Genomic DNA, 24,669 nt, shown 5'->3' with positions numbered 1-24,669 from the left:
ACAGTAATAAAAAGGTTTTAGCAAGAGACATCTCTTCTTGCTAAAACCTTTTTGGTATTTTCGCTCTTCATTATTCCTGTATCAGATCAGGTAACCCACGGTATCTAGCCGTACGAAGTTCTTTTTCATATGCATCATATTCCGGCATCTGCGCTTCTTTAGCAAGTTGTAGCGCATAGTCAATATCATACGGAACACGCACTAACGTCATGCTAAAGCTGCTAGGGACTTTGCTATTTCTTTCCCCTTCTATAATCGCATAGGACGCCTGGGTAATATCTAGCGGATTACCGACACTTCCTACATTACAAAGAGTATATTTGCTTAGCTGTTGGATGAATGCATGATGAATATCACCATACATAACCACATCTGGATTCCGTTCAGCAGTACCGGTCATTTCTGTATGTACAAACATTGCCAGCCTTTCTTCTAAAGGAGAATGAGCACGGACCCGTTTATAGACACTTTCTGCTGAAGCATGAAACAGACGAATCAGCTTCCCACTGATCCAAAAATCAAATGAAAAAGGCAGGTTTTTCAGAAAATAAATTCTCTCTTTACCTAATTGCTCTTGATGCCAGCGAATCATCTCAACTTCTGTAGGATTACCAATGAAGTCGTCCCAGTTACCCTGAACAATTACCTCGCATTTTTTTCGTATAAGGTCTACTACTTCAGCTGAATTCGGACCTTTCCCAGGTAAATCGCCCAAACAATAAATGGTCTTGATTCCTTTAGAAGAGATGTCTTGTAACACAGATTCCAAAGCTGGTATATTGCCATGAATATCAGAAATAACTGCGATTCTCTCCACCTACACTCTCCCCTCCCTGTTTTTTATTAGCTAAAAGAAAAAAGAAACGCCCCGTAAGACAGGCGTTCTGGTTGAAAACATTCAAAGATCTATGTTACTCACACTTTTCAGCATTACCTTTACTAGTTCGGGTACGGAATGACGCTCCACATCCACAGGAAGCAACTGCATTGGGATTATCCATTGTGAATCCCCCACCCATGATTGATTCTTTAAAGTCCACTACTAAACCATCAATATGCAGGATACTTTCGGGATCAACGACTACCTTGAATCCTTCATGCTCATACACCTGATCGCCTTCATTAATTTTATCATCTGTTCCCATACCATAAGAAAAACCACTGCATCCGCCTTCTTTTACGCCTACACGTAATAAGATGTTAGGATTATTATCACTGGAAAGTAATTCACGAATTTTTTCTGACGCATTCTCACTAAAGTTGATCATTTTCTTACCTCCTCGACCAACATAATTCTGTCTTATCATAAGATAAAACCGCTTTCCTTATATAGTATACAGGTAAACAGTTTTTGCAACAAGCGGCCGAGTGCTCCTGGCGTCAGGTGACGTCAGCTATCCAATAATAATGAGGTTCTAGGCAATTCTAGGCTAAGTAGGTACACCCTTTCATTCTATAAATGGAATGGGCTTTATCCAGGCGTAATAATTGGTTATGGAGCTTATCCAAGTCCTCACTGCATCGCAGTACTTTCGGATCATTGAGACCCTCTTCTATTCCAATTTTAACCATTTCTTCTCGAAGGAGCTCAATTTGTTCGATTAAATATTCACGCATTATCTCTCCTCCTTATGCCTTTATTCTTATCTTACCTTGTGAATAATAGCCTAAGCAAACAAATTTTGCCATATCTTGTGAACAAATTAAGTAAATTTTTACATAGAAAAGAAATCATAAAATATCCTAGTAAAAACTTAGACGGTTGTTGCTTCTTATAAAGAAGCTTATAATAGAATTACTTTTCTTTATTACTACAACACGAAATCGTAACCTATCACATATTTTTTAAGACACTTACCGCATATTACAACGGATATGCGTTTTACGTTTGTAAAGGATTTAATAATTTCGTAGTCGGGAGATGAACAAATGTCGTTGTTAACCGTAGATGTACAAGATAAGACACTGGCTCCTATTGTTGAAAAAGTAATGAATGGCGAGCGTCTCACACTTGAAGATGGGCTTGTCCTCTATCAATCTAATGATGTATACAGTATGGCTTTGTTAGCAAACTGGGTAAGTGAGAAAAAGAATGGCGATAAAGTTTACTTTGTACAAAACATGTACATTAACCCTACGAATGTATGTGAAGCAAATTGCCGTTTCTGTGGATTCCGACGCGATCAGGATCAAGAAGGCGCTTATACGATGGGCAAGGACGAGTTGCTTCATTATGTAGATACTCGTTTTTATGAAGGAATTCGTGAATTCCACATCGTTGGAGGACACAATCAGCACGTATCCTTTGATTATTATGTAGATACTCTACGCACACTGAAAAAAGCATACCCTGATGTTACGCTAAAGGCGTATACTGGTGCTGAAATTGAGTTTTTTAGTCGTTTGGCTGGTATCAGTATGAAGGAAGTACTTCAAGAGCTGATGAAAGCTGGGCTAGAAAGCTTGACTGGCGGCGGTGCTGAGATTTTAACAGAACGTTATCGTTTAAAAATGAGCCCAGAAAAAGCAAGCACAGACGATTGGTTACTTGCTCACCGCACAGCACATGAATTAGGATTAAAAACACATTGCACCATGCTGTATGGTTCTATTGAAACACTGGAAGAACGTTTAATTCACATGATGCGTATTCGTGAGCTACAAGATGAGACAAATGGTTATCTTGTATTTATTCCACTAGCTGTACAACCGAAGAAAGCATCCGCTGGCATTCGTCGACGTACTTCTGCAATGGATGACATGAAAACAATTGCCATCAGCCGTTTAATGATGGATAACTTTAATCATATCAAAACGTATTTCATCAATGTTGGTACGCAGTTAAGCCAGCTTTCCTTACGCGCAGGGGCTTCAGATGCTCATGGTACATTGGTTGAGGAACGTATTAGCCATTCTGCTGGTGCACTTTCAGAGCAGAGCCTTACGAAAGAAGATTTAATTTGGCTAATCGAAGGTGCTGGTAAAAAAGCAGTAGAACGTGACACTTTCTACAACATCATTAAAGAATATTAATCACCTGATTACGCACAAAAACCACAATCCCGCTTTAACTGGGGTTGTGGTTTTTTATCTTATCAATAAAAAGTGGCAGCTCCACTCGAATGTCTCTTGTTTCGTTATTCCCACTCGGCTTCAAATTGGCGAACACTTTCCATAATTTTCTGCATTAATTGTTCATTTGTTTCAGCTGTAACAAAATCACCATTTACTAAAGCAAATGGCTGCATATAACATTCTCCACAGTGACCAAGGCAGCCATACTCTACTACATCAACGTCAAGATTTGAATGATTCTCCAATTCTATCATTAAGCTTTGTGTGTAGGAGACGGTGTTGCTAGCACAAAATTCCACCAAAGCTTTCATAATATCCCCCTTGTTACTTTTATTACAGTTATGTGAATTTTTCAACTCGACCTATGTTAACCATAGAGGTATAATGGTTGGGGACGATGTTGACTTCAAATTATATCATCTTCCTAACCCGTTTAAAAGTTTCTGTTACACTTCAAGATGTAAACCGTCTAAATCGTTTTAATTATGGCACAGAAAGGAAACGCTTCCTATGAGACAACTGGTTATCTTAGGTGGTGGCTACGGGGGTTTACGCATCCTAGAACATCTACTTACCCCTGATTTGCCTGAAGATGTAGTAGTAACGCTTGTTGACCGCATGCCTTTTCACGGGCTAAAGACAGAATATTATGCCCTAGCGGCCGGTACAGAGCCTGAAAGTAAGATTCGTGTCGCATTTCCTACCGATCCACGCCTAACAATTAAACATGGTGAAATTACAGGCGTTGATCTAAATGAACGCCTCGTTCAGTTTCAGAATGACGAAGATTTGGCATATGAATGGCTCATTATCGGGTTAGGTTGTGAAGATCGCTATCACAATATTCCTGGAGCGGAAGAGTTCACCCACTCAATTCAAACACTGGGTGCTACCCGACGTACGTATGCAGCTATCAATAGCATTAATCCTTATGGAACCGTTACCGTTGTTGGTGGTGGGTTAAGTGGTGTAGAAATCGCTTCTGAGCTACGTGAATCCAGATCAGATCTTAACATTCGTTTGATGGATCGCGGTCCTAGCATTTTAAGTCCTTTCCCAGAGAAACTACAGGATTATGCTTCCCAATGGTTCCTCAAAAACGATGTACAACTCATAAACAGAGCAAATGTGACCAGGGTTGCAGAAAGTGTAATTTTTAATAATGACGACAAAGTAGAGAGCGACGTTATTGTATGGACAGCTGGTATTCAAGGCAGTCGTATTGTCCGTAATCTACCTATCGAGCTGGATAATGGTGGTCGCGCTATCCTGAATCCTTATCATCAATTGCCTAGCCATCCTAATGTGTATGTAGTAGGTGACTCTGCTAGTCTTCCGTTTGCACCAAGTGCTCAGCTTGCTGAAATGCAAGGCGAACAGATTGCACTCATACTTAAGCATGAAATGAAGAGTAAGCCATATACGGAAACTCTTCCTAGTTTTAAAGTAAAGGGTGTTCTTGGCTCTTTGGGTAAAAAAGAAGGTTTTGGCGTTATGGGCAAAATGTCCCTCGTTGGACAAATGCCTCGTGTGATGAAAAGCGGTGTTCTTTGGATGTATAAAAATCATCTAGGTTAATAATTTTTGTAACATTTTTTTGATATTGAATATTTGTATAAAAACTTCTATTAAAGCCCATCGAAAACGTTGGTCTTCTTTAGTAGTGCTTTTACGTGTGTATATAGAAATAACGCATTATACATTTTAGATAAAAAAATAAGGCTGTCAAAAGCGACAGCCTTATTTTTTTATCAGTAGAGACTCAAACTCTTCGCTATTTAAAGGTGGACTAAAATAATAGCCCTGCATTTCAAAACAATTCTTGTCAGTCAAAAAGCGCTTTTGTTCCTCTGTTTCTACACCCTCAGCGATAACATTCAGCTTCAAGCTACGAGCCAGAGCAATAATGTATGAAACGATCTCTACATCATCATCTTCCTCAATATCTCTGATAAAGCTTCGATCAATTTTTAAGGTATCAACCGGAAATTTTTTTAGATAGCTTAGTGACGAGTACCCTGTTCCAAAATCATCAATTGATATATGGATACCCAGTTGTTTTAACTCATACAACGTGGAAAGCGCTACTTCCACTTGGTGCATTGTTACGCCTTCCGTTATTTCCACTTCCAGGTACTCCGAAGAAAGTCCTGTTTCTTTCAAGGTTTCAGCAATCATCTTAGCCAGATTTCGTTGTTGGAATTCCACAGGAGATACATTGACTGAAACACGTATCGGCTTAAATCCTGCATCTTGCCAAGCCTTATTCTGTTTGCATGCTTCCTGCAAAACATATTCATCTAAGGCACTAATTAGCCCTAGCTCTTCTGCCAATGGGATAAAATCACCTGGAGGAATTAACCCTAGTTTTGGATGGTTCCAACGCACGAGTGCCTCCATTCCAATGATTTCATCAGAATTCATATTATAGCGAGGCTGATATTGTAAAAATAATTCGCCTCTCTCAATGGCATTACGTAAATCTTGCATGAGAGTCAGCTTTAAAAAAGTAGACTGGTTCATGGTAGGCATATATAACTGATAGTTATTGCCTCCGCGTTCTTTTGAACGATACATAGCAGCCTTCGCGTTCTTAACCAATTCCAGTGGGGTTACCCCATCTGTTGGATAGAGACTGATACCGATACTGCACGTAACCACAAGCTGCTCTCCATTAATTTCAAAAGGCATGCTGATCTTGTTGTGTAATTGCTCTGCAAGAGTAGCTACATCTCTTAAACCTGAGATGTCAGGGAATATAAATTGAAACTCATCTCCTATTAAACGGCAGACGGTATCACCTTCCCTCATCCCCTCCGCCATACGTTTAGCAACTTGACGCAGTAGCTGATCACCTGCCTCTACTCCCAACGTATCATTAATGACCCTGAAGCAATCCAAGTCCATAACCGCAACAGCTAACATATTATCAGCACGCTTTGCCTGCGAAATAGCTAAGTGTAATCTATCATCAAATAACGTTCGATTGGGTAAACCAGTAAGCGCATCCCAGAAAATATGTTGGCGGAGTAAATCTTCATTTTTTTTACGTTCTGTCATATCTTTAAAAACCCAGATTCGTCCGTAAGACTGCTGATCCCGAGACAAGATTTGGTCTGTAAAAACCTCTAGAACACGCCCATCATGTAAGTTTAACTCTACTGGTTCATTCGTGATAGGCTGCATTTGATCAACGCCAAATATCTCTACATGTTCCCCTGCTTTATCGACCTGGGATACCATGTATGTCAGCCAATCCTCTGCATTTTTCTGATTCTCTATTTGCTCTGGAATATTCCATATTTCTTTGCATTTGCGATTATAATGTACAATTTTATGTTGCTCGTCAACGATCAATATCCCGTCCATGATCGACTCTTGTGTTGCTTTTAAAATAGCATTATTTTTGATTAGTTGATCTTCTGCCAACATCCGTTCCAACTCTGTAGACGCACGAGAAGCAAACAAATTAAGCATGGAATCTACTAATGTCTGGTTGCCTATCGGTTTTGAATGCATTACCCCTAATATCCCCATAGAAGTACCATTGGAATTGAATAATAACCTTCCCATTTGGGCTTCGACTTTCCCATTTTTCTCCCAATAGCCCAGAGAAAATTGGTTCATTGCACCGTGTAATGTACAAGAACTGCCTGATTTTATTACTTCTTCCGTAGGGGTGTTTACAATATCATATTGAATATTATCAATTATTTTGCCATTACTACTGATCGCTAATGTACTTGCACGTCCATCTCTTTCTCTGTCTAGCATCGCAACATATGCACAATCAATATCCAGTACATCCGTAAGCAGATGAGTTAACTCTTTGAAAAACGTAGTACCCGTTTTATTGCTAATCTCTTGAGATAATATATGTAAGATTTGTTCTGTCTGTTTCGAACTGGTTATATCTATAATGGTGCCCACGATCTCTATAACCTTTTCTTTATCCATGATGGGAGAAAGCTGCATAAAAAAGACCTGCTTATGCAATCTAAACTCGAACCATGTGCAGGTTCCAAGAAATGCTTCTTCAAATTTACTTTGGAATTCCCTATAAACGGAACGGGGTAAAACCTGATCAAATGCTTTATCAGTAACATTCTTTGAATTGATTTTATACAATTGGGTGAGCTTGCCTTCTGACAAGCTTATGATGAACTGGCCATCTTCTCGTCTTTTCACTACGATTATATGATGTTGGATACATTGAAGCACACGCTGTTGATACGATGTTGTTTCCTGAATACTTTGCTCCAGTTGAATAATACGATTCTTCAATTCTGTGATTTCTATCTCGTGCTGATTATTGATCTGAAGCCGCTCGTTACTGTTTATTTTTTGCGGGGATTCTATATCACTGTCAGACATGAGCTACCTCCTACCTTACACCTATTAACGTGCCTCTTTATCTCTCTCGTAGCATTTTTCCTCCTCGGTGTTTAGCTATGTCTAGTAAGAAAAACTACTATCGAAGTCCTCTCGGAGAAGCAGGTTCCTCTTTAGCGGATGTTTTTCATGCGTATCAGGAAGTATTTCTGCGATGATAAGAAACCATAATCTTGCTGTTATGTACGATCGAGATTTTTATCTTCATGTTATCAATAAAAATAGTTTTTTTCAGAATAGAAACAAAAGTGATACAAAAGACTGATATTCGACTTTTTTCATGTTGTTTCCTGCTTTTACAGGCAATATTTTTCATTAATCTCTGATTTCCGGCACCATCTCTTACATTTATCGACAAGAAAGCTGAGACCGATGATGGTCTCAGCTTCAATTTTATTTTTCTTCACTTTTATTACCTATAAATCGGGGTAAATATATATTTCAGTATAATTACCAAAAAATTGAAGGTCGAACGCCACCCCATCCGAGTACCAGTGTGCATAGTAAAGGGAAGGGCTGTCTGTCAATTTTCCCTGTTCAGATTCACCCAAACAAACCGAAATCTGCTCGATCAGTTCAACATAATTCGTTTTATTATCGTAGGTTAATGTGATTTGAGAAACCTTATTTTCATTCAAGAAATATTGGGCCTTCGTATCAGTTTTCCAATTAAACCAGTTTTCTATATACGTGATATGGGTTAGAACAGTTCCACCACTATGTGTACCATATTCTTTTTTTCCTTCACCTTTCAACTCATCTAGCTGTTGCATCGTTGCACCTAATACCTCTGCTGGCTGAACAGGGAAGCTTTGTTTTGTACATTCTGCAGTAGTAGACATTGCCGAAGGTTTTGGATTTGAGGCTTGTTCCTTTGCTTCAGTCTTTTGTTGGTTTGTCATAGTTGCATCGCTAGGAGGATCTTGAATGATTGTAGTGCTACTGCAGCCTGAAACAATCAAGGCAGTTACGATCATAAATAGTATCCCAAGGCAGTTTTTCAAGGTAAATCAACACTTTCTGTATGAGATGTATCTTTATGATAACTTTTCAATAGAAGGAAGTCGTTACAAAAAAGTTACACCTCGTTATGAACCAGTTTTGCCCCTGCGTTTTCTAAAGCTTGATAGATTGGTTTTAGCTTTGGATTCCCTTCTCCGACAATTTCCCCGGAAATTATGACAAGTGGATACCATAAATCTTCTTCCATGATGCGCGTTGCCCAGTTTTTATCTATTTCTGTCGCAGGATGCAAGAAATCGCAATATCTTACGTCGAAATCTTCTTTTTTATATTTTCGGGACAAAGCTGCTTCCAGCCATTCAGCTGTTTCCTTAGCAGAAGGCAGATTCACACAGCTTGCACATAATTGTTCCGTTCCATAAACTGTTACCTCGATTTTCATACGATCCCTCCATTTCACTCTTTCAACGATAACTTGTTTTTCTAACTCCTATTATTATAATGGTGTTCGCTGTTATGAGTCCATGAAAAGGGAACATTCTGAAACCTTACATTTTTTCACTATGGAGTGTATCTGGTGGGGAAGGAACTGCGGGTTCGTTATCTCCTCCCAATCTTCTTCTTGCTGTCTCATATCTTCCTTTTGCTGGTTGATGATTAAATGCCTTTGCCAACCCAAAAACTGGCATGTTATTGTAAACGGCTTCATATGTACCAGGTTTCATAATATACGTTTCGTGAAATATGCCAACACTTCCATCGCTACCTATCATTTGGTTAAACTTTTTCCATGTTTCCAGATGATAACCCCCACGAGCAAACGTCTCCAACTGTTCATAGGAACGCCAATATTGTAGTAATCCAATAGTTCGACCGCCCCAAAAACCCTCTGTACTTTTAAAGCCCAACTCAGGATGCCTATATAATTCGCTAATCATTCGCCCCATCGCTAGAAAAACCGGTAACCATTTATGAACCGCCCATAACTTATTAATTCGCATTCCAATAAAAAAAACGACAAACTCCTCATCATCTGCCACCGCTGTGAATCTACCAGGTATTACTTTAGCCATGGTTTGTACACCTCTTCCTGAGATGATTCGAGTTCTATTTACCTCTATTACACCAACAATGTTGATCATTTATCAAAAAGAAAAAGAACCTGTTGAAGGTCCTAGTAGTAGACTTATTGTTCAATCAAAGCACCCATAAATCATTTATTTCTTAATAGGCATAAATAACGATGGGTTCAATTCTTCACTTTCAATGACAATAGCGGTTAATCCAATCATTGACTTTGTTTCGTGCCATTCATCTCTCTCCCAAAATACAGCGTCTCCAGCTTGCACTTTAACATATTCTTCATTTTCACCTCTGACATATCCTTCTCCATTCAATATTAGAAGAAGTTGAGGTGATACTGCTTAATGGTAACCAATAGTTCCGTTTGTATCTACATGCATACATCCGATGTGAGCTGCTTTATCTGTTTGAATAATCCGAGCCATGATAAAGTCTGAATTGAATTTTGTAATCTTTTTACCGCTATCTTTATTGAAAGTATACAACTCCATTACGTACCTCCAAATTACAAAAGATCGGCGAAGAAGCATGTTTATCGGTATCCGACAAGCGAGCTTCCCCGCCCTATCACCACTTATCTCAACGCCTGCTCCAAATCTTCAATTAAATCCTCTACATCCTCAATACCCACAGAAATCCGTATCAATCCATCAGTAATTCCAAGCTGTGCCCGACGTTCTGCTGGAATAGACGCGTGCGTCATCCGTGCAGGAATACTAATCAGGCTCTCTACTGCTCCAAGTGATTCCGCTAGTGTGAAGTATTTTACCTTAGCCAGCACTTCGTCAGCACGACTAGCGCTACCTACATCAAATGAAATCATTCCGCCGAAGCCACGCGCTTGTTTTTTCATCAATTCGTGTCCCGGATGGGAAGGTAATCCCGGATAATTTACTTTTGAAATAGATGGTTGTTCCGATAGCCACTCTGCTAATCGGGCTGTATTTCTCTCATGCTCTTCCATTCGAATTCCCAGTGTTTTTGCTCCACGAAGAAGCAACCAGGAATCTTGTGGACCTAAAATTCCTCCGATTGCATTTTGATAAAAATGCAGCTCTTCGCCTAGCTCAGCGTCTTTCGTAATAGCTACTCCTGCTACTACATCGCTGTGTCCGCCTAAATATTTGGTAGCGCTGTGGAAAACAATATCTGCTCCCAGATCAAGCGGGTTTTGCCAATATGGGGTCATAAATGTGTTGTCCACAACTAGCAATACCTTATTTTCCTTGGCAATGGACGCAACCGCAGCAATATCCGTAACTGCTAGTAGGGGGTTGGTTGGGCTCTCCAGAATCATCAATTTAGTATTGGGCTGAATTGCTTCTTTAACGGCTTCTAAATCGGTCGTATCCACATAGGTTGCTTCCAGACCAAGACGGGTAAATACTCGCGTGATTACTCGATAGGTCCCCCCGTACACATCATGACCAACTACTAAGTGGTCCCCTTTTTGGCACAGAGATAAAATAGTAGACAGCGCAGCCATTCCAGAACCAAATGCAAGACCTCGCGCGCCACCTTCCAGTTCAGCCATATATGTTTCTAGAGCATGACGGGTAGGATTACCAGTACGTGAGTATTCATAGCCTTTATGCTTACCAACCGCTTCCTGCTTATAGGTACTCACTTGATAGATCGGTACAGATACTGCACCAGTATGCTCATCACCGTCAATACCTCCGTGAATCAAGCGCGTTTTCATTCTCATGTTAGATTCCTCCTTGATAAATTTGTTTAGATAGGTAACGTTCACTGCTATCTGCGAATATGACCACAATATTTGTTCCAGGAGTTGATTTTGCAGCTTCCTGAAGAGCTGCTTCCATAGCCGCTCCCGATGAGCTACCTGCTAAAATTCCTTCTTTTCTCGCCAATTCCTTAACCTGTAGAAAAGCATCTTCATCGGAAATCGTGTAAATCTCATCAAAGTAACTAGTATCCATAAACTCAGGAATCAGTTCCATTCCGATCCCTTCCGTCTTGTGTGGTCCTATTGCTCCTCCATTAAGAATAGAGCCTTCTGGTTCTATGATTACGGTTTTAATGTTAGGATTTTGCTCCTTTAAGTAGCGAGCTACCCCCATAAATGTGCCACCTGATCCTGCCCCTGCAATAAAAGTATGAACTTCTCCATCCATCTGCTCCCAGATTTCAGGACCTGTCGTCTTATAATGGGCATGAGGATTAGCTGGATTTGCAAACTGCTGGGGCACGAATGAGCCGGGAATGCTTTCTGCCAATTCTTTAGCTTTTTTGATGGCACCGCGAATGCCTTCTTCCGTAGGTGTATTAACCACTTTTGCTCCAAGCGCTCTCATTAATTCCTGTTTCTCCAGAGAGAATTTTTCTGGTACACAAAAAATCACATGATAAGGTGTCTGTATAGCAGCAAGAGCAAGTCCGATTCCTGTGTTTCCAGCCGTTGGTTCAATGATTGTCCCACCAGGTTGTAATAATCCCTTCTCTTCCGCGTCTCGAATCAATTCAATTCCCAACCGATCCTTAACGCTACCTCCTGGATTAAAATATTCCAACTTGGCAAACAAACGGACTCCTTTTGGCAAAGAAAACTGTGTTACTTCTACAATTGGAGTTTTACCAATTAAATCCTTTATGTTTTGGAACACTTTCACAAAACTCTTCCCCCGTTCATTGTTATTTATCTAATAAGTTTTTATCTACGTACATAACACTTTTTAGTATATCATGATTATTAAAAATTTTTCGTCACCAATATAGAAAGTTGTTTTTCTCGTGGGAAAAAGTTCGTCTTCTTCCTACCATAGTGGAGAAAACCAGCTTCTCTTTTCGCCCTTCGCTTAAAGTCTTCGCCCTGCAAGAGGTTAGACTGTCCGCTCCGCACTATTCATCGGGGAAGCTCTATACGATGTATTCACTGTAAGACTTGCTGGGTATCGCTTCTTTTTCCCGATGAATAGTGCGGAGCTGAGATGGGCTTCGCCAAGACGCTCCGTGTGAAAAGAGAAGCTGGTTTTTTCATGCTTTTGGTTTTGTTTGTGCTATTCCACTGCAGCCCTTGGCAGAAGAAGCCCATTTTTTGTCCAGAACTATTTAAGGTCCTACCTAGCTACACAGCAAAGAGTACGGATTAAAAAGCGCAACCCATGAGACACTGCGTAGCATCCCTTCTTTTTGCACTTTCCGTACTCTTTGCTGTGTAGCGGGCAGTATTCTCTTCTTCGCTGGACCTCAACGAGTTTGCAGTCAAAAAATGGGCTTCTTCTGCCAGTCCATACAGTAGTCATTATATGAAAAACCTCTATCAAAGCTTTCCGATGAGGTTAATAGAGGTTTTTCATGTGAATATGGAAGTAAAGCCCCGAAATTTATACTTAACTTATACAGTAAAAAAATCGAATACTGGAACCGGTTCTACTGCTATAGGAGTGATTTCCACTCCCTTACTACGAATCAACGTGTAGTATTCATACGGCTTAATCACACGAAAATCCCCTTCAAGAATACCTGGATACGCTCGGTTTACGGAGTACTCCTGACTTTTATGAGCTTGAATGGCCTGCCCCTTCCTATCTGTTTGAGACGAGATATCGATTTTTCCCGTGATCGGATAGGTTGCAGATGGTGCATGATCCGTACAATGATCATAATAGTGTGGAATGGATACATAATAAAGATCGCACCATTCATGTGGTTTTAGCCATTGTTCTGATTCTACTACCGCCTGCTTTGTCGCTTCTGACAGCGTAATATGATCATTATGCCCCGTCACCCCGTCTGGCGGGAAAGTAATCACGACATCTGGAAGAACCTTTATGATGGTCTCACGCAGCTTTTCCACCAATGTTTCCCTATTCATCGCAGAGAGTCCTCCATCGGGAAAACGATACAAGATTAACTCTGTCACACCCGTACAATCAGTTGCTTTTTTCAGCTCGTTCTCGCGAAACGAAGCCAACTCCTTCTTGCAAGTGATATTGAACGGGCCACATTTACCCTTATCACCCGATGTTGCACATACGTGATAAATCTCATGACCTGCTTCACTGTATTTACTCATCGTGCCTGCACAGGCAAAGGACTCATCATCAGGGTGTGGAAAAATAAAAAGTAATTTCTTCATCCTTATGTCTCCTCCCTATCATGTGCTACTTCTTGTTCAATTGACCAATTCCCATGGCGATCACACCATGGATCGGTTCTTTTTTTGCTTTTTCTACTACAGCATGGGGGACAAAGGAAGCAAGGCGTTCCATTAATACTTGACGAACTACCGGCTCGTTTTGCAGAACCCCGCCTTGTAAAATAATGGGACAAGCCTGATTCGTCAGATTCAACCGGATCATAACTGCTTTTATACCAGCAAACAGCTCTACCCCAGCTTTCTTCAAAATTCCTTGCGCTACAAGATCTCCTGCAGCAGAAGCTTCACTTACCAAGCGAGCGAGTTCCCCCATTTTTTCAACTGAATAGTTGGAACTATACACCCAATGGAAAAGCTCCTCCACATCATTCATATCCAAGTAGCCGAGCAGCTTCTCTGTCATACACGTCGCTTCCAGTCTGCCATCAGCTTCCTTTAACACGGCTATTACTGCTTCTTTCCCTATCCAGTAGCCACTTCCCTCGTCGCCAACTCGATGTCCCCAGCCACCTGCTCGTAAACTGATCCCCTCTTGATTAATACCACAAACAATGGAACCTGTACCAGCGATGGCAAGTATACCCGGTTTTCCTTCTGTTGCACCTAGTAACGCTGCTACACAATCATTCTCCACAAGCAGCTGTTTTACCTGTAAGGAAAGCTCCTTCAGGATATCGGTTATAAACTGCATAATTATGGTTCGATCATATTCAGTATCAAGGCCTGCCATTCCAAAAACGGCACATTCAATCTGGATTGATTGTTGGTCTGTATCTTCTATGCTACGTGTTTTCTTCCAATCGGAAAGAGCTTCTTCCAAAGCTTGTCGCAATTCCTGAGTAGCACCTGCCACTCCATTTCCATGATAGTTGCAAGACCCTGCTTTTCCTGTACCCAGAACCAAGCTTTTTTCATCCAGGAGGATTGCAAGACACTTGGTTCCCCCTCCATCTACCGCCAAGAGAGGAATTATTGGTTGTTTCATTTTTCTTCACTCCACGTGGAGAGCTCATCATCAAGTTTTTTCAAAGCACTCTGACACTGCAAAGCAGCTTGATTAACCCAATCCTTTGCCTCTTCTTGACGTTTTGTCCGTACCGTAATCATTCGTCTCATCTCTACAGGACTTGGTCCACCTGGTAATGAGCGAATTTGCACAAAATGTACAGGATCAAGAGAGGCAGCCAACTCTTCCTTCGTTAGTTGGAGCGGACGTCCAATCACATGCATTGCAGCTTCATTTACCATCTCAAGCGAAATTTGATCTGCCGAGATGCCTTTGCTCCCCGCCTCTTTGACGATACGGCTCACAATATGATGTGATGTTCTAAACGAAAGTGAATCGGATCGAACAAGGGTATCTGCAAGCTCTGTTACGGTAGCAAAGCTGCCCTTAGCCCGCTCTGCCAATACTTCCTTATTTACATCCATAGTGGTGATAACTGCAGCGAGCAATCGATACATCTGATCTAGTGTAGCTAAGCTTTTCCATACATATGGCTGCATATCATCTTCTGTATCCACAATATCACCAAATGGTGTGTTGTGTATCATGGTTAGCACGGTACCAGCATTACCAGCACAACTGGACAATAATGCCCGCATGTGTTCCAACGAGACCGGATTTCGCTTCTGCGGCATGATAGAGCTGGTTTGCACAAATGGATTCGCCACTTTTAAAACGGCAAATTCCTGTGTGCACCACAGAAGCAAATCCTGTACCGCCCGACCTAAATTAATTGCTGCTACCTGAACGACAGCCATCGCTTCTCCTATGTAATCAGCTCCGCCAATTGCATCATATGAATTTTCAACCAGTTCATCAAATCCAAGTAGGTCCTGCATCATTTCTCTTGAGATATCAAATCCAGAAGTAGTCAGAGCTGCTGCTCCCATCGGACTGCGATTACAGTTATAATAAGCTGCCTTCATTCTACGCAGATCACGTTCTAGTGAATCTGCCATCGCCATGACATAATGAGCCATCGTGGTAGGCTGAGCCTGCTGAGTATGAGTATGTCCAATCATGATTGTCTCTGCATGCTCATCAGCAAATGCAAGGAGGAACTTATGCAACTCTATACCAGAAGAGAGTGTTACGAGCAGTTTCTCTCTTAGCACCATGCGGTAAATACAGATCCCCATGTCATTACGACTGCGAGCCAAATGCAAATTACCGGCGATATCTCCAGTAGCTTGCAATAATTCATCCTCTACTTGAAAGAATAAATCTTCGAATTTGCCTGTATACGAACAAACGCTAAGGGCCTCTGTATCTAATTCCCGTAATGCTTTTGCAATCTGTTTGGCCTCATCCTGCGTAAGCAGCCCTTTTTCTTTTAGCATGATTAGATGTGCCTTGTTAATTGCCATCATTGGTCCCAACAGATGGGTTTTAGCCTCTTGAAAGGCTGGCTCCAACACGCATTCTGTATACGTTTTACCTGGAAATGAAGTACCTTCTTGTGTGAAAATCTGCTCTCTTAAACTCATGATGTTCCATCCTCCTATTTTTAGACAAACGCAGGGGGAGACGGTGTGATTCCACACTCGCCTACCCCACCTTGTATGACAAGACAGCTCATGTTCTTACGTTGACGATGAGTTGCTTGCTTTCTGCGCTTGTTTACTTGCTTTTCCTTATTTGACTTGCTAAATTGACTCAGGTCATTGTCCCAGACTAATCATGTTCACAAACATGCGAATGGAACCAGGAACAAGCTCAGGAATTTCTCTGTACCAGACAAGTGAGCTGTACGTATATGTTCCTTTTCCATATGGAGCACTCAGGAATGTTCCGGTGAATTCTTTCTCACCAGCATCACCGTTAGAGATTAGCTCCGTATACTCTTTACCCCATTCCGCAGGGTTATAGGCAGAGCGGTCTTGAATCCAGCCATCCCAGTCCTTGTCAGTAATTTTGTTAGGTGTGTTAAAGAGCGGATGGTCAGGTGCAAGCATCGTTACCTTGGAATTTTCGTCGGTTACACGGTATTTGATAAGTGGTGCTCCAATCTTAATTGGATATGGTGCTAAATCTGGTGACCACTTATCTTCTGGTTTATGATACTGAACCACCAAATTACCACCGTTGTTTACGTATTCCAATAGACGCTTGTTACTCGGAATCAACTCTGGACGGAATGCGTAGGCACGAATACCAAGGACAATCGTATCGTATTGATCCAGGTTACCTGATTCAATCGCTTTTGCATCCAGATTAACCACATTGACACCTAGCTGGCGCAGATATTGGTCAATGTTATCAAATCCACTGGATACATAACCTACCTTAAGATTCTCTTTTACTTTTAGATCAAATCCCTGAATATTTAATGCTGCTGGTTGAACGTAGTAGTTCGTTCCTATATGTGGGTATTTAATGACCTGTACGTTCTTCTCACTTATCAAATCGCCTGTTGCTGCTTTGGCTAGAATCGTATATTTACCGTTTTGCACGTCTTTAGCTGCTGTTACCTGGAAGGAAACCGATTTACTCTCACCTTTTGCTGCAAAGGTTAATTTATGTGATGAAGGTTCTGCCTTCCAGCCCTCTGGCAGATTAAGCGAGATAACTGGACTTACTTTATTAGGTGCATAGTTTCTAACCGTAACAGTAACAGGAATCGGTTTTTCTGCCTGCTCCGTATTTAGCACCGTAGCGCTTGGATTAAGAGTTAATGAGAATGGAGGCAGAACTCCTATCGCATTATCTGGTTTTACCTCTACTGTTGCTTCCGTTTGATACGCTCGATACTCAATATTTGCTTTTACTGGTGAATCTTGATACGGATGAAATAGTTTGGCATCTGCCGGGATCATTACATCATAGGTAGTAGAAATGGTCTGGTTATACCCTAACTTGGAGAAGGTGGTCGGTCCTTTTGCTCTTGCAATCCAGCCTTCTGGTAAGGCAAGGTTCAGCTTGGCGCTTTTAATATCAACGTTGCCGCCATTGTAAGCTGTTACTGTCATTTTGGTGGTTTGTCCGGCAATCAGCTCATTACTCTCTGGCTTAACCTTGACGACAAGTGACAATGCTTCCACACTTGCTTTGTTTAACTGCTCCTCTTTTACCTTCAAGCGGTGTAAAATATCTGTTTTCCATTCCTCACTGATAGTAGAGGATTCTGTTATTTTCTTGGCTTCATCTACCTCTTCGATCATTTCATGCACTTCTTTTGCTACATTACTAAAGGTAGGATAAGCTGCAATTACCTCATCTGCTTCTTTCTGTAAACTCATTAGTTCTTTGGCGACACGCTTGCCATCCTTCTCTTTCTCTACCTGTTTTGCCAGGTCTTCAAAAGTAAAGGCGATTCCATCAAACATATCCTTTTCTTTTTTCGGAGTCTCTGAGTTAGATTTTAGCTTGTAATAAGCGTAGCTTGGACCTTCATCATAATGGCGACCCATACCCTGGCTCTTATGCATGAAGCGTGATTCCTCACCCAACTGTCTGTAAGAAGCCCCATAGATTTGATCGTAATCGCCTGTAGGTACAGCAAGGGTATTATCCTTTTCATCGGCTGGTTCATACAGCTTTTTAATTTGCCAAGGAGCTATGCCTTCCTTCGCATGCTCTGGAAACACCGTCGGATCAGCTGCATCTGCATAAGCCCTCACCGTCATGATATTAATGGCTCGGTGATGACCATGTGTGGAATCTTCATTTAAAAATGCAGGGATAATGACATCAGGGCGTTGCTCTCTGATATGACGAATCAGACGTTCATAAGCAACATCCTCGCCCCATTTTTTCAACGTTTCATCAGGGCTCTTGGAAAAACCAAAGTCAAAAATCGGATCATTAATTTCCTGACTTAAATTAAAGAGGTGTACATTCGTCACCTTGGAGGCCTCTTGCAACTCGCGAGTGCGGATAATTCCCAGTGCGTTGCCTAGCTCGCTCCCTATTTCATTCTGACCGCCTTCTCCTCGGTTAGCAATCAAACTGCTGGTATTTACGCCTTTTCCTAAAGCTAGGTAGGCAAGAGTAGCACTATGCTCATCGTCAGGATGTGCTCCTGTATTCATGGCACTGGCAATAGTGGTCAAAGGAAGAATTGATTTCCAGAGATCCACTGTCCCTCTGTCTGCATGAGCCGGAGTAGGTGAGATGGTTAAAGGAATAAGTAAACTGGTAACAAGCGCTGTACTGACTGTTGCAGATATCCATTTGGATCGCGACTTTCTTTTACTCAAACTTTTCTCCCCCTTTTTCATGCAAATCTTATTCTTTATACAGGAAGTGGCTGTTGGTTTATTCCTGTAAAATCACGGCATTGCCTGCCTCCTTTCATGATGCCGAGATGAATAACAAGAGTTACACTGCTGACCCTGCCGAATCCCCTGTCAATTTCTTCGAGAGGAATAAGACGATGATGATTAGTACCACTTGCAAAACGCCGTACGCGCAAGCTGTTCCAAATTCAAACGCATACATACGTTGGAAAATTTCAACCGAAATCGGTGTGTTACTCGGTGTAAAGAGAAGGATGGAAGCTACGAATTCTCCGATACCCTGAACAAAAGCGAGTAGAGTACCAGCCAATATTCCGCTTAGCGCCATAGGGAAGACCACTCGACGGAAGCTATACCACCATGATGCCCCTAAATTGCGTGCGGCTTCCTCTACTGAGTGATCCGTCTGCATTAACGTTGCCGAAGTGGAACGGAAAACAAGCGGCAAATGTCGAACGAAGTAGGCCAGCGGAATAATCCAGACTGTACCGACTAATACCTGATTGAAACTAAATACACTTGGCTCACTAAATGCCGTAATCAGATTGATACCTACTACCGTACCTGGCAAAGCCCACGGTAACATGATAAGAACATCCATCAGTGTTTTACCTTTAAAGTTCATGCGCACCATCGCATAAGCGGCAGCAACGCCAAAAATCACGTTTCCAATTGTAGCTAAGGAGCTAAGCTTAAAGCTGGTTGCGATTGGTCCCCATGTATCCGCATCAGTGAAGAGTGCCACATAATGGGCAACCGTATACTCTGGTGGCAGGATTTGAATCGTCCATGTCCCATCCTTGGAGAAGGAAAGCAGTACGAGTACCAGAATCGGTAGCATCAGAATGATTACTCCCAGTGTAGACAAAACCATCGCCAGATAGCGTCCTGCTTTACTTTTCACTTCCGTACGATGCACACTAACTCCCTTGCTCTGATTCTGATAGTTACGAGCGTTTTGATACCAACGCATGAATAATAAGAACAGAACAGAAACAATCGATAGAATCGTAGATTGTGTAGCCGCCATATCAAGACTGCCATTCGTTCGGGAAAGATAAATTTGCATCGTCATCGTCCGGTCAATTCCGAAAATGAGAGGTGCTGTATAAGATGCCATCGACACCATGAAAACCAATAAGGATGAAGCAACAATCGATGGTGTAAGCATTGGCAAAATGATTTTGCGCCAAACCCGCAATCGATTCGCTCCTAAACTAGCTGCAGCTTCCTCTAGCGATGGATCAAGCCCTTTTATAGCAGCAGAAGCCGTCATGAAGAAGTAGGTGTACATGGTAAACGTATGAACCACAATGACACCCCAGATTCCTTTGAGCGAGAAAGGGACCTGCTGTAATTGAAATAACTCTTTTAGCGCACGCGGGATAATACCGCTCTCACCATATAGGAACGTAAAGGAAAGAACACCGATTAACGGAGGCAATGCCATTGGGACCATAGCTAATACGGTAAGGATTTTACGCCCCGGAAAATCATATCTCTCCAACAAAAATGCCATGGAGATTCCGACGATCCCGCACGTAATGACACTTAATACCGATATATAAATGCTGGTCCAGAGTGCTTCCAGATTGGAGGTGTGCTCCAGACTAAAAAACTTTGCGTAGTTGGCCAGGGAAAATGAACCTTCCATTTGCATACTTTGCAAAAAGGTTTGGAACATCGGAAAGATAACAAAAGCAAGTAAGATAAAAAACAGCGGTGCAACTAGCACATAAACAAAATATTTGGAGGAAACCAGCGAACGGCGCTGTTTCAATGTACGAGTCGGCTCTGTTTGTAGGTTCATGCTCTTTCCTCCTTATCCGACGAAGTAGATACTTTCTTTTGGAATTTGGAAAGCAATCGACTCTCCGCTTTGTTTCACTCGACTTCCTTGGTTAATAAACATTGCTTTTATCTGAACATTTTCTGCTACATTGCACATATAATTGACGCTCGCACCATTAAATTCAGACACTGTGATCTCGCATTGCACTTTGTTGTCATATTCTTCTGAATTACTGTTGCACTGCTCAATTACTTCTGGTCTTACTGAAACCGCTATCTTAGAACCAACAGATAGGTCTGCCGACGAAGAAGCATTCTCGACATATCCTTTCAACATAAGGCTCTGATGAATTTCTACCAGTACTTCGTTACCTGTAACCTCTCGTACAATGCCTTCCCAAATGTTCGTCTCTCCAATAAAGGAAGCTACAAAGCGGTTTGCAGGCTTGTTATAAATTTCGTGCGGTGTACCGATCTGCTGCACTTCACCGCTCTGCATCACCATGATACGGTCTGACATGGACATTGCCTCTGCCTGATCATGTGTAACATAAATCGTGGTGATGCCGAGCTCCAATTGCAACCGTTTGATCTCGTACCGCGTTTCTTCCCGCAGCTTGGCATCTAGATTGGATAACGGTTCATCCAGTAGTAAGATAGAAGGCTCAATAACCAACGCACGCGCCAATGCGACACGTTGTTGTTGTCCTCCCGATAATTGGTCGATACGTCTATCCGAATATCCATCCAAATGAACTAATTTTTGTGCCTGCTCTACCTTTTCCTTGATCTGTTGTTTGCTCATTTTACGAACCTGTAGACCGAATGCAATATTCTCAAAAACCGTCATATGCGGAAACAAGGCATAATTTTGAAAAACCATTCCTGTATTGCGTTTATGCGGAGGAACATTCGTCATTTCCATATCGCCAAAGCGAATGATTCCTTGTGATGGGTAGTAGAAACCGGCAATCATCCGGAGTGTTGTCGTTTTCCCACAGCCACTGGGTCCAAGAAACGTGAAGAACTCACCCTGTTTAATATCTATGTGGACGTTTTCTACCCCTTTTGCCTCTCCAAATGTTTTGCTTACATGCTCCAATGTTACACCGCTCACCTTGCGTCCCCCCCTCTTATGATGCAAGACGGAGGTTTCCCTCCGTCTATTGGTCATACTTGTTCGTTACTATCTACTTATTATTTTTTGCCCTTACCTTTTACGTTCTCATCCCAATATTGCATCCATTCTTTCTCTTTCTCAGCCATTAGCTTCCAATCGATATCTAGTGGTTTAAGCTCTATATCTTTCATCCAAGAAGGTAAGCTTTCTTTACTGATATCTTCACGAGTTGGAATTTGGAAATATTTTTCTGCTAAGTCTAGACGTGTTTTCTCTTCAAACAAAAACTCATAGAATTTTTTCGCTGCTTCACTGTTTTTCGCACCTTTAACCATAGCTACACCATCAACCAGGATTGGAGCGCCGCTCTTCGGATAAATGTAGTCGAAAGGTTGGTTCTTGGTTTCTTTTTGTAGCATGATATCTTGTAGGTTCCATAGGGAGATACCTGCTTCTTGACGTGCCATTTTCAGATATAGGTTAGTTGGATCTGTTGCATATTCTTTCGTGTTCGCATCTAGCTTCATCAACCATTCGTAACCTTTTTCAGGTGTATCAGGACCTTGGCGATAAATCATGGAAGAATAGATTGTTCTCATCGTTCCAGATTTTAATACGCCACGAATGACAATTTTATCTTTGTATTTAGGATCAAGTAGTTCATCCCAATCTTTCGGTGCTTCTTCTTTCGGGATCATCTGAGGATTGTACATGATTACTTCAGGTAATAGCATCTCTCCATACCAGCGACCTTTTTCATCTTTATACAGGGCTGGAACAGCTGAGTCGAAGGAAGGTTTATGTTCCTCCAATAGTCCTTCATCAGCCGCAGTCATAAGAGCTGATTGCGTTCCCCCCCACCAGAAGTCTGCTTGGGGATTCGCTTTTTCTGCACGAACACGCTCCAAAATTTCCTGAGCGCCCAGCGTCATAAAATCTACTTTTACTTCAGGGTGTTTCGCATTAAAAGATTTAATAACTTCTTCAGCCATGTTTTTGTCACGACCAGTGTAGATGACCAGCTTTTGTTCAGCAGATGCCTCTGGTGCTGGTGTTGAACCACCTGACTTTCCTGTCTCTCCACCTGTTCCTCCACCGCCTCCAGAAGAACAAGCTGCCAGAGCCAAAACCAATGTTCCAGTTGCAATTCCTTTCATCCATCGGGATACTCGCCCTTTAGACTTTTTCATTGATTGTTTCCCCCTCTTTATCATGTGATTAATTGTTGCTTAGATAATTGAGTCTTTCATTGCTGCAAGAGTCTGTCGAGTGGAAATGCTTCTAGTACGCTTTGTACCGCCCCCACCAAACCAGCTTGATCTCCCAAACTTGCCTTTTCGATTTCTGGTACGACGGGGACCCATTCTTGAAGCCATCCCTTGATTTGACTCACCCCTTTTTCATCAATATGGATCATCTCTCCGCTTAAGATCAGCAATTCGGGATTCAAAACACTGATCAAATTCACCATTCCAAACGTCCAATGCTTGTATGTCTCCTCCAGGAGCTGTTCTGCTTCTTTAGAACCGTTGGACGCCAGTTTGGTTAGATGCTCTATAAGACTCTCGCCTTCTTGATGATCGGAGAGGAGTTCCCTAGCTCGTTGTTTGATACCATACAGTGAAAAGTTTTGTTCAAATACTCCGGTATCTTTCTCCCGAACAGCAGGGATAGGACCTATCATCATGCATCCAACCTCGCCTGCTGCTTCTTTAGAACCACGAAACATTTGCCCATCTAGAATGATACCTGAGCCAATTCCAGTACCCACATACATATATACAACGGAGCCGTACCCAGCACCCACTCCACGGGAATACTCTGCTAACGTCATCATGTTTACATCGTTGTCGATCATTACAGGAACACCCAGACGTTGCTCCAACTCTTGCTGAATCGGTAATCCTGCCCAGCCTGTAACTGGAGAGAAGCTGACTGTACCATCTCTGCGCTGAGCAATCCCAGGTAAACCGATCCCAACTCCCAACAGATGTTCTCTGTCATAGCCACTTTCTTGTAAAAGCTCTTGCACACCCCGTTCCAACGCTTTGAACGTTTCTTGTGTGTCGGCATCAGGTTTAATTGCCATTTGAAAGCGCTTAATAAAACTGCCTCGCAAATCCGCCAAAACCATATGTAAGTGGTGTCCGTCAAGTACAGCGCCAACGAGTACATAAGCTTGATAGTTATACTCAAGCAAAATTGGCTTTCTGCCGCCTTTGGAATTACCGATTCCTACCTCTTTAAGAAAACCTGTTTCGATCAGTTCCACTACTAGAGAAGATACACAGGGACGACTCAATTTGGTTATTTTAGAGAGGTCTGCTCGAGAGATTTGTTCTTGAGCCATACACTGTAACAGGATCTCCTGTTTATTTAAATTTTTGACTAATCTCGTATTACCCGTACTCTTTTGTTGCGCCAAATAACCATCACCGCCAAAGTTAGTTAATCTTACTAACAAAGTAACTTACAAGAAATTATAATGCAGGAGCCCAGTATAGTCAAACTATTCCGAAATGACCAACTAAAGAAACCTGTAAGTATAATAACTCATGGATTTTCTGGCTCATTGGGATTATAATAAAGAGGAAGTGTGGAAAAGGAGTGATAACCAATGATGGAACAAGTACAAGAAGTACTGGATAAACTTCGTCCCTATCTACAACGTGACGGTGGAGACGTTGAGTTAGTTGATGTAGAAGATGGTATTGTTAAATTGCGCCTGATGGGTGCTTGCGGAAGTTGCCCTTCCTCAACCATCACATTAAAAGCCGGTATTGAACGCGCATTGGTGGAAGAAATTCCAGGAATCGTAGAAGTACAACAAGTTTTCTAACATCATATACAACAAAGTAAGCATTCATGCACAGACAGT

The 24,669-nt window shown here is 41.8% G+C and carries 21 protein-coding genes and 1 pseudogene; 3 read left to right on the top strand and 19 right to left on the bottom strand.

Annotation, left to right across the window (positions count from 1 at the left end):
- Window positions 1–70: 70 nt before the first annotated feature.
- The 3 genes from LM917_RS07270 to LM917_RS07260 form a co-directional block, all read right to left on the bottom strand.
- On the bottom strand, window positions 71–817 hold the full coding sequence (locus tag LM917_RS07270; RefSeq protein ID WP_232696817.1) for a metallophosphoesterase family protein: 747 nt from the start codon (window positions 815–817) through the stop codon (window positions 71–73).
- A 94-nt stretch (window positions 818–911) separates the two neighbouring features.
- The gene (locus tag LM917_RS07265; protein ID WP_232696816.1) at window positions 912–1,268 is read right to left on the bottom strand and encodes a HesB/IscA family protein; all 357 of its coding nucleotides are present in this window, start codon (window positions 1,266–1,268) and stop codon (window positions 912–914) included.
- 157 nt (window positions 1,269–1,425) lie between these two features.
- On the bottom strand, window positions 1,426–1,617 hold the full coding sequence (locus LM917_RS07260) for an aspartyl-phosphate phosphatase Spo0E family protein (RefSeq protein WP_232696815.1): 192 nt from the start codon (window positions 1,615–1,617) through the stop codon (window positions 1,426–1,428).
- Window positions 1,618–1,929: 312 nt separating this feature from the next.
- Here LM917_RS07260 and mqnE point away from each other — a divergent pair, with 312 nt between their 5' ends.
- On the top strand, window positions 1,930–3,033 hold the full coding sequence (gene mqnE, locus LM917_RS07255; RefSeq protein WP_232696814.1) for an aminofutalosine synthase MqnE: 1,104 nt from the start codon (window positions 1,930–1,932) through the stop codon (window positions 3,031–3,033).
- 104 nt (window positions 3,034–3,137) lie between these two features.
- Here the strand turns inward: mqnE and LM917_RS07250 are convergent, their stop codons facing one another.
- On the bottom strand, window positions 3,138–3,386 hold the full coding sequence (locus tag LM917_RS07250; RefSeq protein WP_232696813.1) for a DUF1450 domain-containing protein: 249 nt from the start codon (window positions 3,384–3,386) through the stop codon (window positions 3,138–3,140).
- Window positions 3,387–3,585: 199 nt separating this feature from the next.
- On the opposite strand from LM917_RS07250, the gene LM917_RS07245 reads away from it, so the two are divergent.
- Entirely contained in the window at window positions 3,586–4,653 is a 1,068-nt protein-coding gene (locus LM917_RS07245; RefSeq protein ID WP_232696812.1) for an NAD(P)/FAD-dependent oxidoreductase, read from the top strand.
- Between the two features lie 162 nt (window positions 4,654–4,815).
- On the opposite strand, the gene LM917_RS07240 is transcribed toward LM917_RS07245, so the two are convergent.
- The 15 genes and pseudogenes from LM917_RS07240 to LM917_RS07170 all read right to left on the bottom strand — a co-directional run bounded on the left by LM917_RS07240 (window position 4,816) and on the right by LM917_RS07170 (window position 24,141).
- Window positions 4,816–7,449, bottom strand: a complete 2,634-nt coding sequence (locus tag LM917_RS07240) for a sensor domain-containing protein (RefSeq protein WP_232696811.1) — start codon at window positions 7,447–7,449, stop codon at window positions 4,816–4,818.
- A gap of 434 nt (window positions 7,450–7,883) precedes the next feature.
- Entirely contained in the window at window positions 7,884–8,444 is a 561-nt protein-coding gene (locus LM917_RS07235) for a hypothetical protein (protein WP_232696810.1), read from the bottom strand.
- A gap of 101 nt (window positions 8,445–8,545) precedes the next feature.
- Window positions 8,546–8,872: a YuzD family protein gene (locus LM917_RS07230; RefSeq protein WP_232696809.1), complete on the bottom strand. Its 327-nt coding sequence runs from the start codon at window positions 8,870–8,872 to the stop codon at window positions 8,546–8,548.
- 106 nt (window positions 8,873–8,978) lie between these two features.
- The gene (locus LM917_RS07225; RefSeq protein ID WP_232696808.1) at window positions 8,979–9,503 is read right to left on the bottom strand and encodes a DUF4188 domain-containing protein; all 525 of its coding nucleotides are present in this window, start codon (window positions 9,501–9,503) and stop codon (window positions 8,979–8,981) included.
- Between the two features lie 144 nt (window positions 9,504–9,647).
- Window positions 9,648–10,004: pseudogene (locus LM917_RS07220) on the bottom strand (cupin).
- 83 nt (window positions 10,005–10,087) lie between these two features.
- Window positions 10,088–11,221 (bottom strand): bifunctional cystathionine gamma-lyase/homocysteine desulfhydrase, encoded by a 1,134-nt coding sequence (locus LM917_RS07215; RefSeq protein ID WP_232696807.1) that lies wholly within the window; start codon window positions 11,219–11,221, stop codon window positions 10,088–10,090.
- Window position 11,222: 1 nt separating this feature from the next.
- Window positions 11,223–12,146, bottom strand: a complete 924-nt coding sequence (gene cysK, locus LM917_RS07210; protein ID WP_232696806.1) for a cysteine synthase A — start codon at window positions 12,144–12,146, stop codon at window positions 11,223–11,225.
- A gap of 725 nt (window positions 12,147–12,871) precedes the next feature.
- A complete protein-coding gene (locus LM917_RS07205) occupies window positions 12,872–13,615 on the bottom strand; it encodes a PIG-L deacetylase family protein (RefSeq protein WP_232696805.1) in 744 nt (247 codons plus the stop codon).
- A 25-nt stretch (window positions 13,616–13,640) separates the two neighbouring features.
- A complete protein-coding gene (locus LM917_RS07200) occupies window positions 13,641–14,621 on the bottom strand; it encodes an N-acetylglucosamine kinase (protein ID WP_232696804.1) in 981 nt (326 codons plus the stop codon).
- A complete protein-coding gene (gene argH / locus LM917_RS07195) occupies window positions 14,618–16,129 on the bottom strand; it encodes an argininosuccinate lyase (protein WP_232696803.1) in 1,512 nt (503 codons plus the stop codon). Before argH ends, LM917_RS07200 begins: the two co-directional genes overlap by 4 nt.
- A 174-nt stretch (window positions 16,130–16,303) precedes the next feature.
- The gene (locus LM917_RS07190; RefSeq protein ID WP_232696802.1) at window positions 16,304–18,841 is read right to left on the bottom strand and encodes an NEW3 domain-containing protein; all 2,538 of its coding nucleotides are present in this window, start codon (window positions 18,839–18,841) and stop codon (window positions 16,304–16,306) included.
- A gap of 121 nt (window positions 18,842–18,962) precedes the next feature.
- Window positions 18,963–20,690 (bottom strand): ABC transporter permease, encoded by a 1,728-nt coding sequence (locus LM917_RS07185; RefSeq protein ID WP_232696801.1) that lies wholly within the window; start codon window positions 20,688–20,690, stop codon window positions 18,963–18,965.
- A gap of 12 nt (window positions 20,691–20,702) precedes the next feature.
- Window positions 20,703–21,788, bottom strand: a complete 1,086-nt coding sequence (locus LM917_RS07180) for an ABC transporter ATP-binding protein (RefSeq protein ID WP_232696800.1) — start codon at window positions 21,786–21,788, stop codon at window positions 20,703–20,705.
- A gap of 80 nt (window positions 21,789–21,868) precedes the next feature.
- Window positions 21,869–22,981 (bottom strand): extracellular solute-binding protein, encoded by a 1,113-nt coding sequence (locus LM917_RS07175; protein ID WP_232696799.1) that lies wholly within the window; start codon window positions 22,979–22,981, stop codon window positions 21,869–21,871.
- Between the two features lie 56 nt (window positions 22,982–23,037).
- Window positions 23,038–24,141 carry an ROK family protein gene (locus LM917_RS07170; RefSeq protein WP_309241941.1) on the bottom strand — a complete coding sequence of 368 codons (1,104 nt, stop codon included), beginning with the start codon at window positions 24,139–24,141 and terminating at the stop codon, window positions 23,038–23,040.
- Between the two features lie 267 nt (window positions 24,142–24,408).
- On the opposite strand from LM917_RS07170, the gene LM917_RS07165 reads away from it, so the two are divergent.
- Window positions 24,409–24,630: a NifU family protein gene (locus tag LM917_RS07165; RefSeq protein ID WP_232696797.1), complete on the top strand. Its 222-nt coding sequence runs from the start codon at window positions 24,409–24,411 to the stop codon at window positions 24,628–24,630.
- Window positions 24,631–24,669 lie beyond the last annotated feature (39 nt).

This window comes from Brevibacillus daliensis (assembly GCF_021245735.1).
Classification (GTDB): Bacteria; Bacillota; Bacilli; order Brevibacillales; family Brevibacillaceae; genus Brevibacillus_B; species Brevibacillus_B daliensis.
This window is presented reverse-complemented; position numbering and strand designations above follow the sequence as displayed.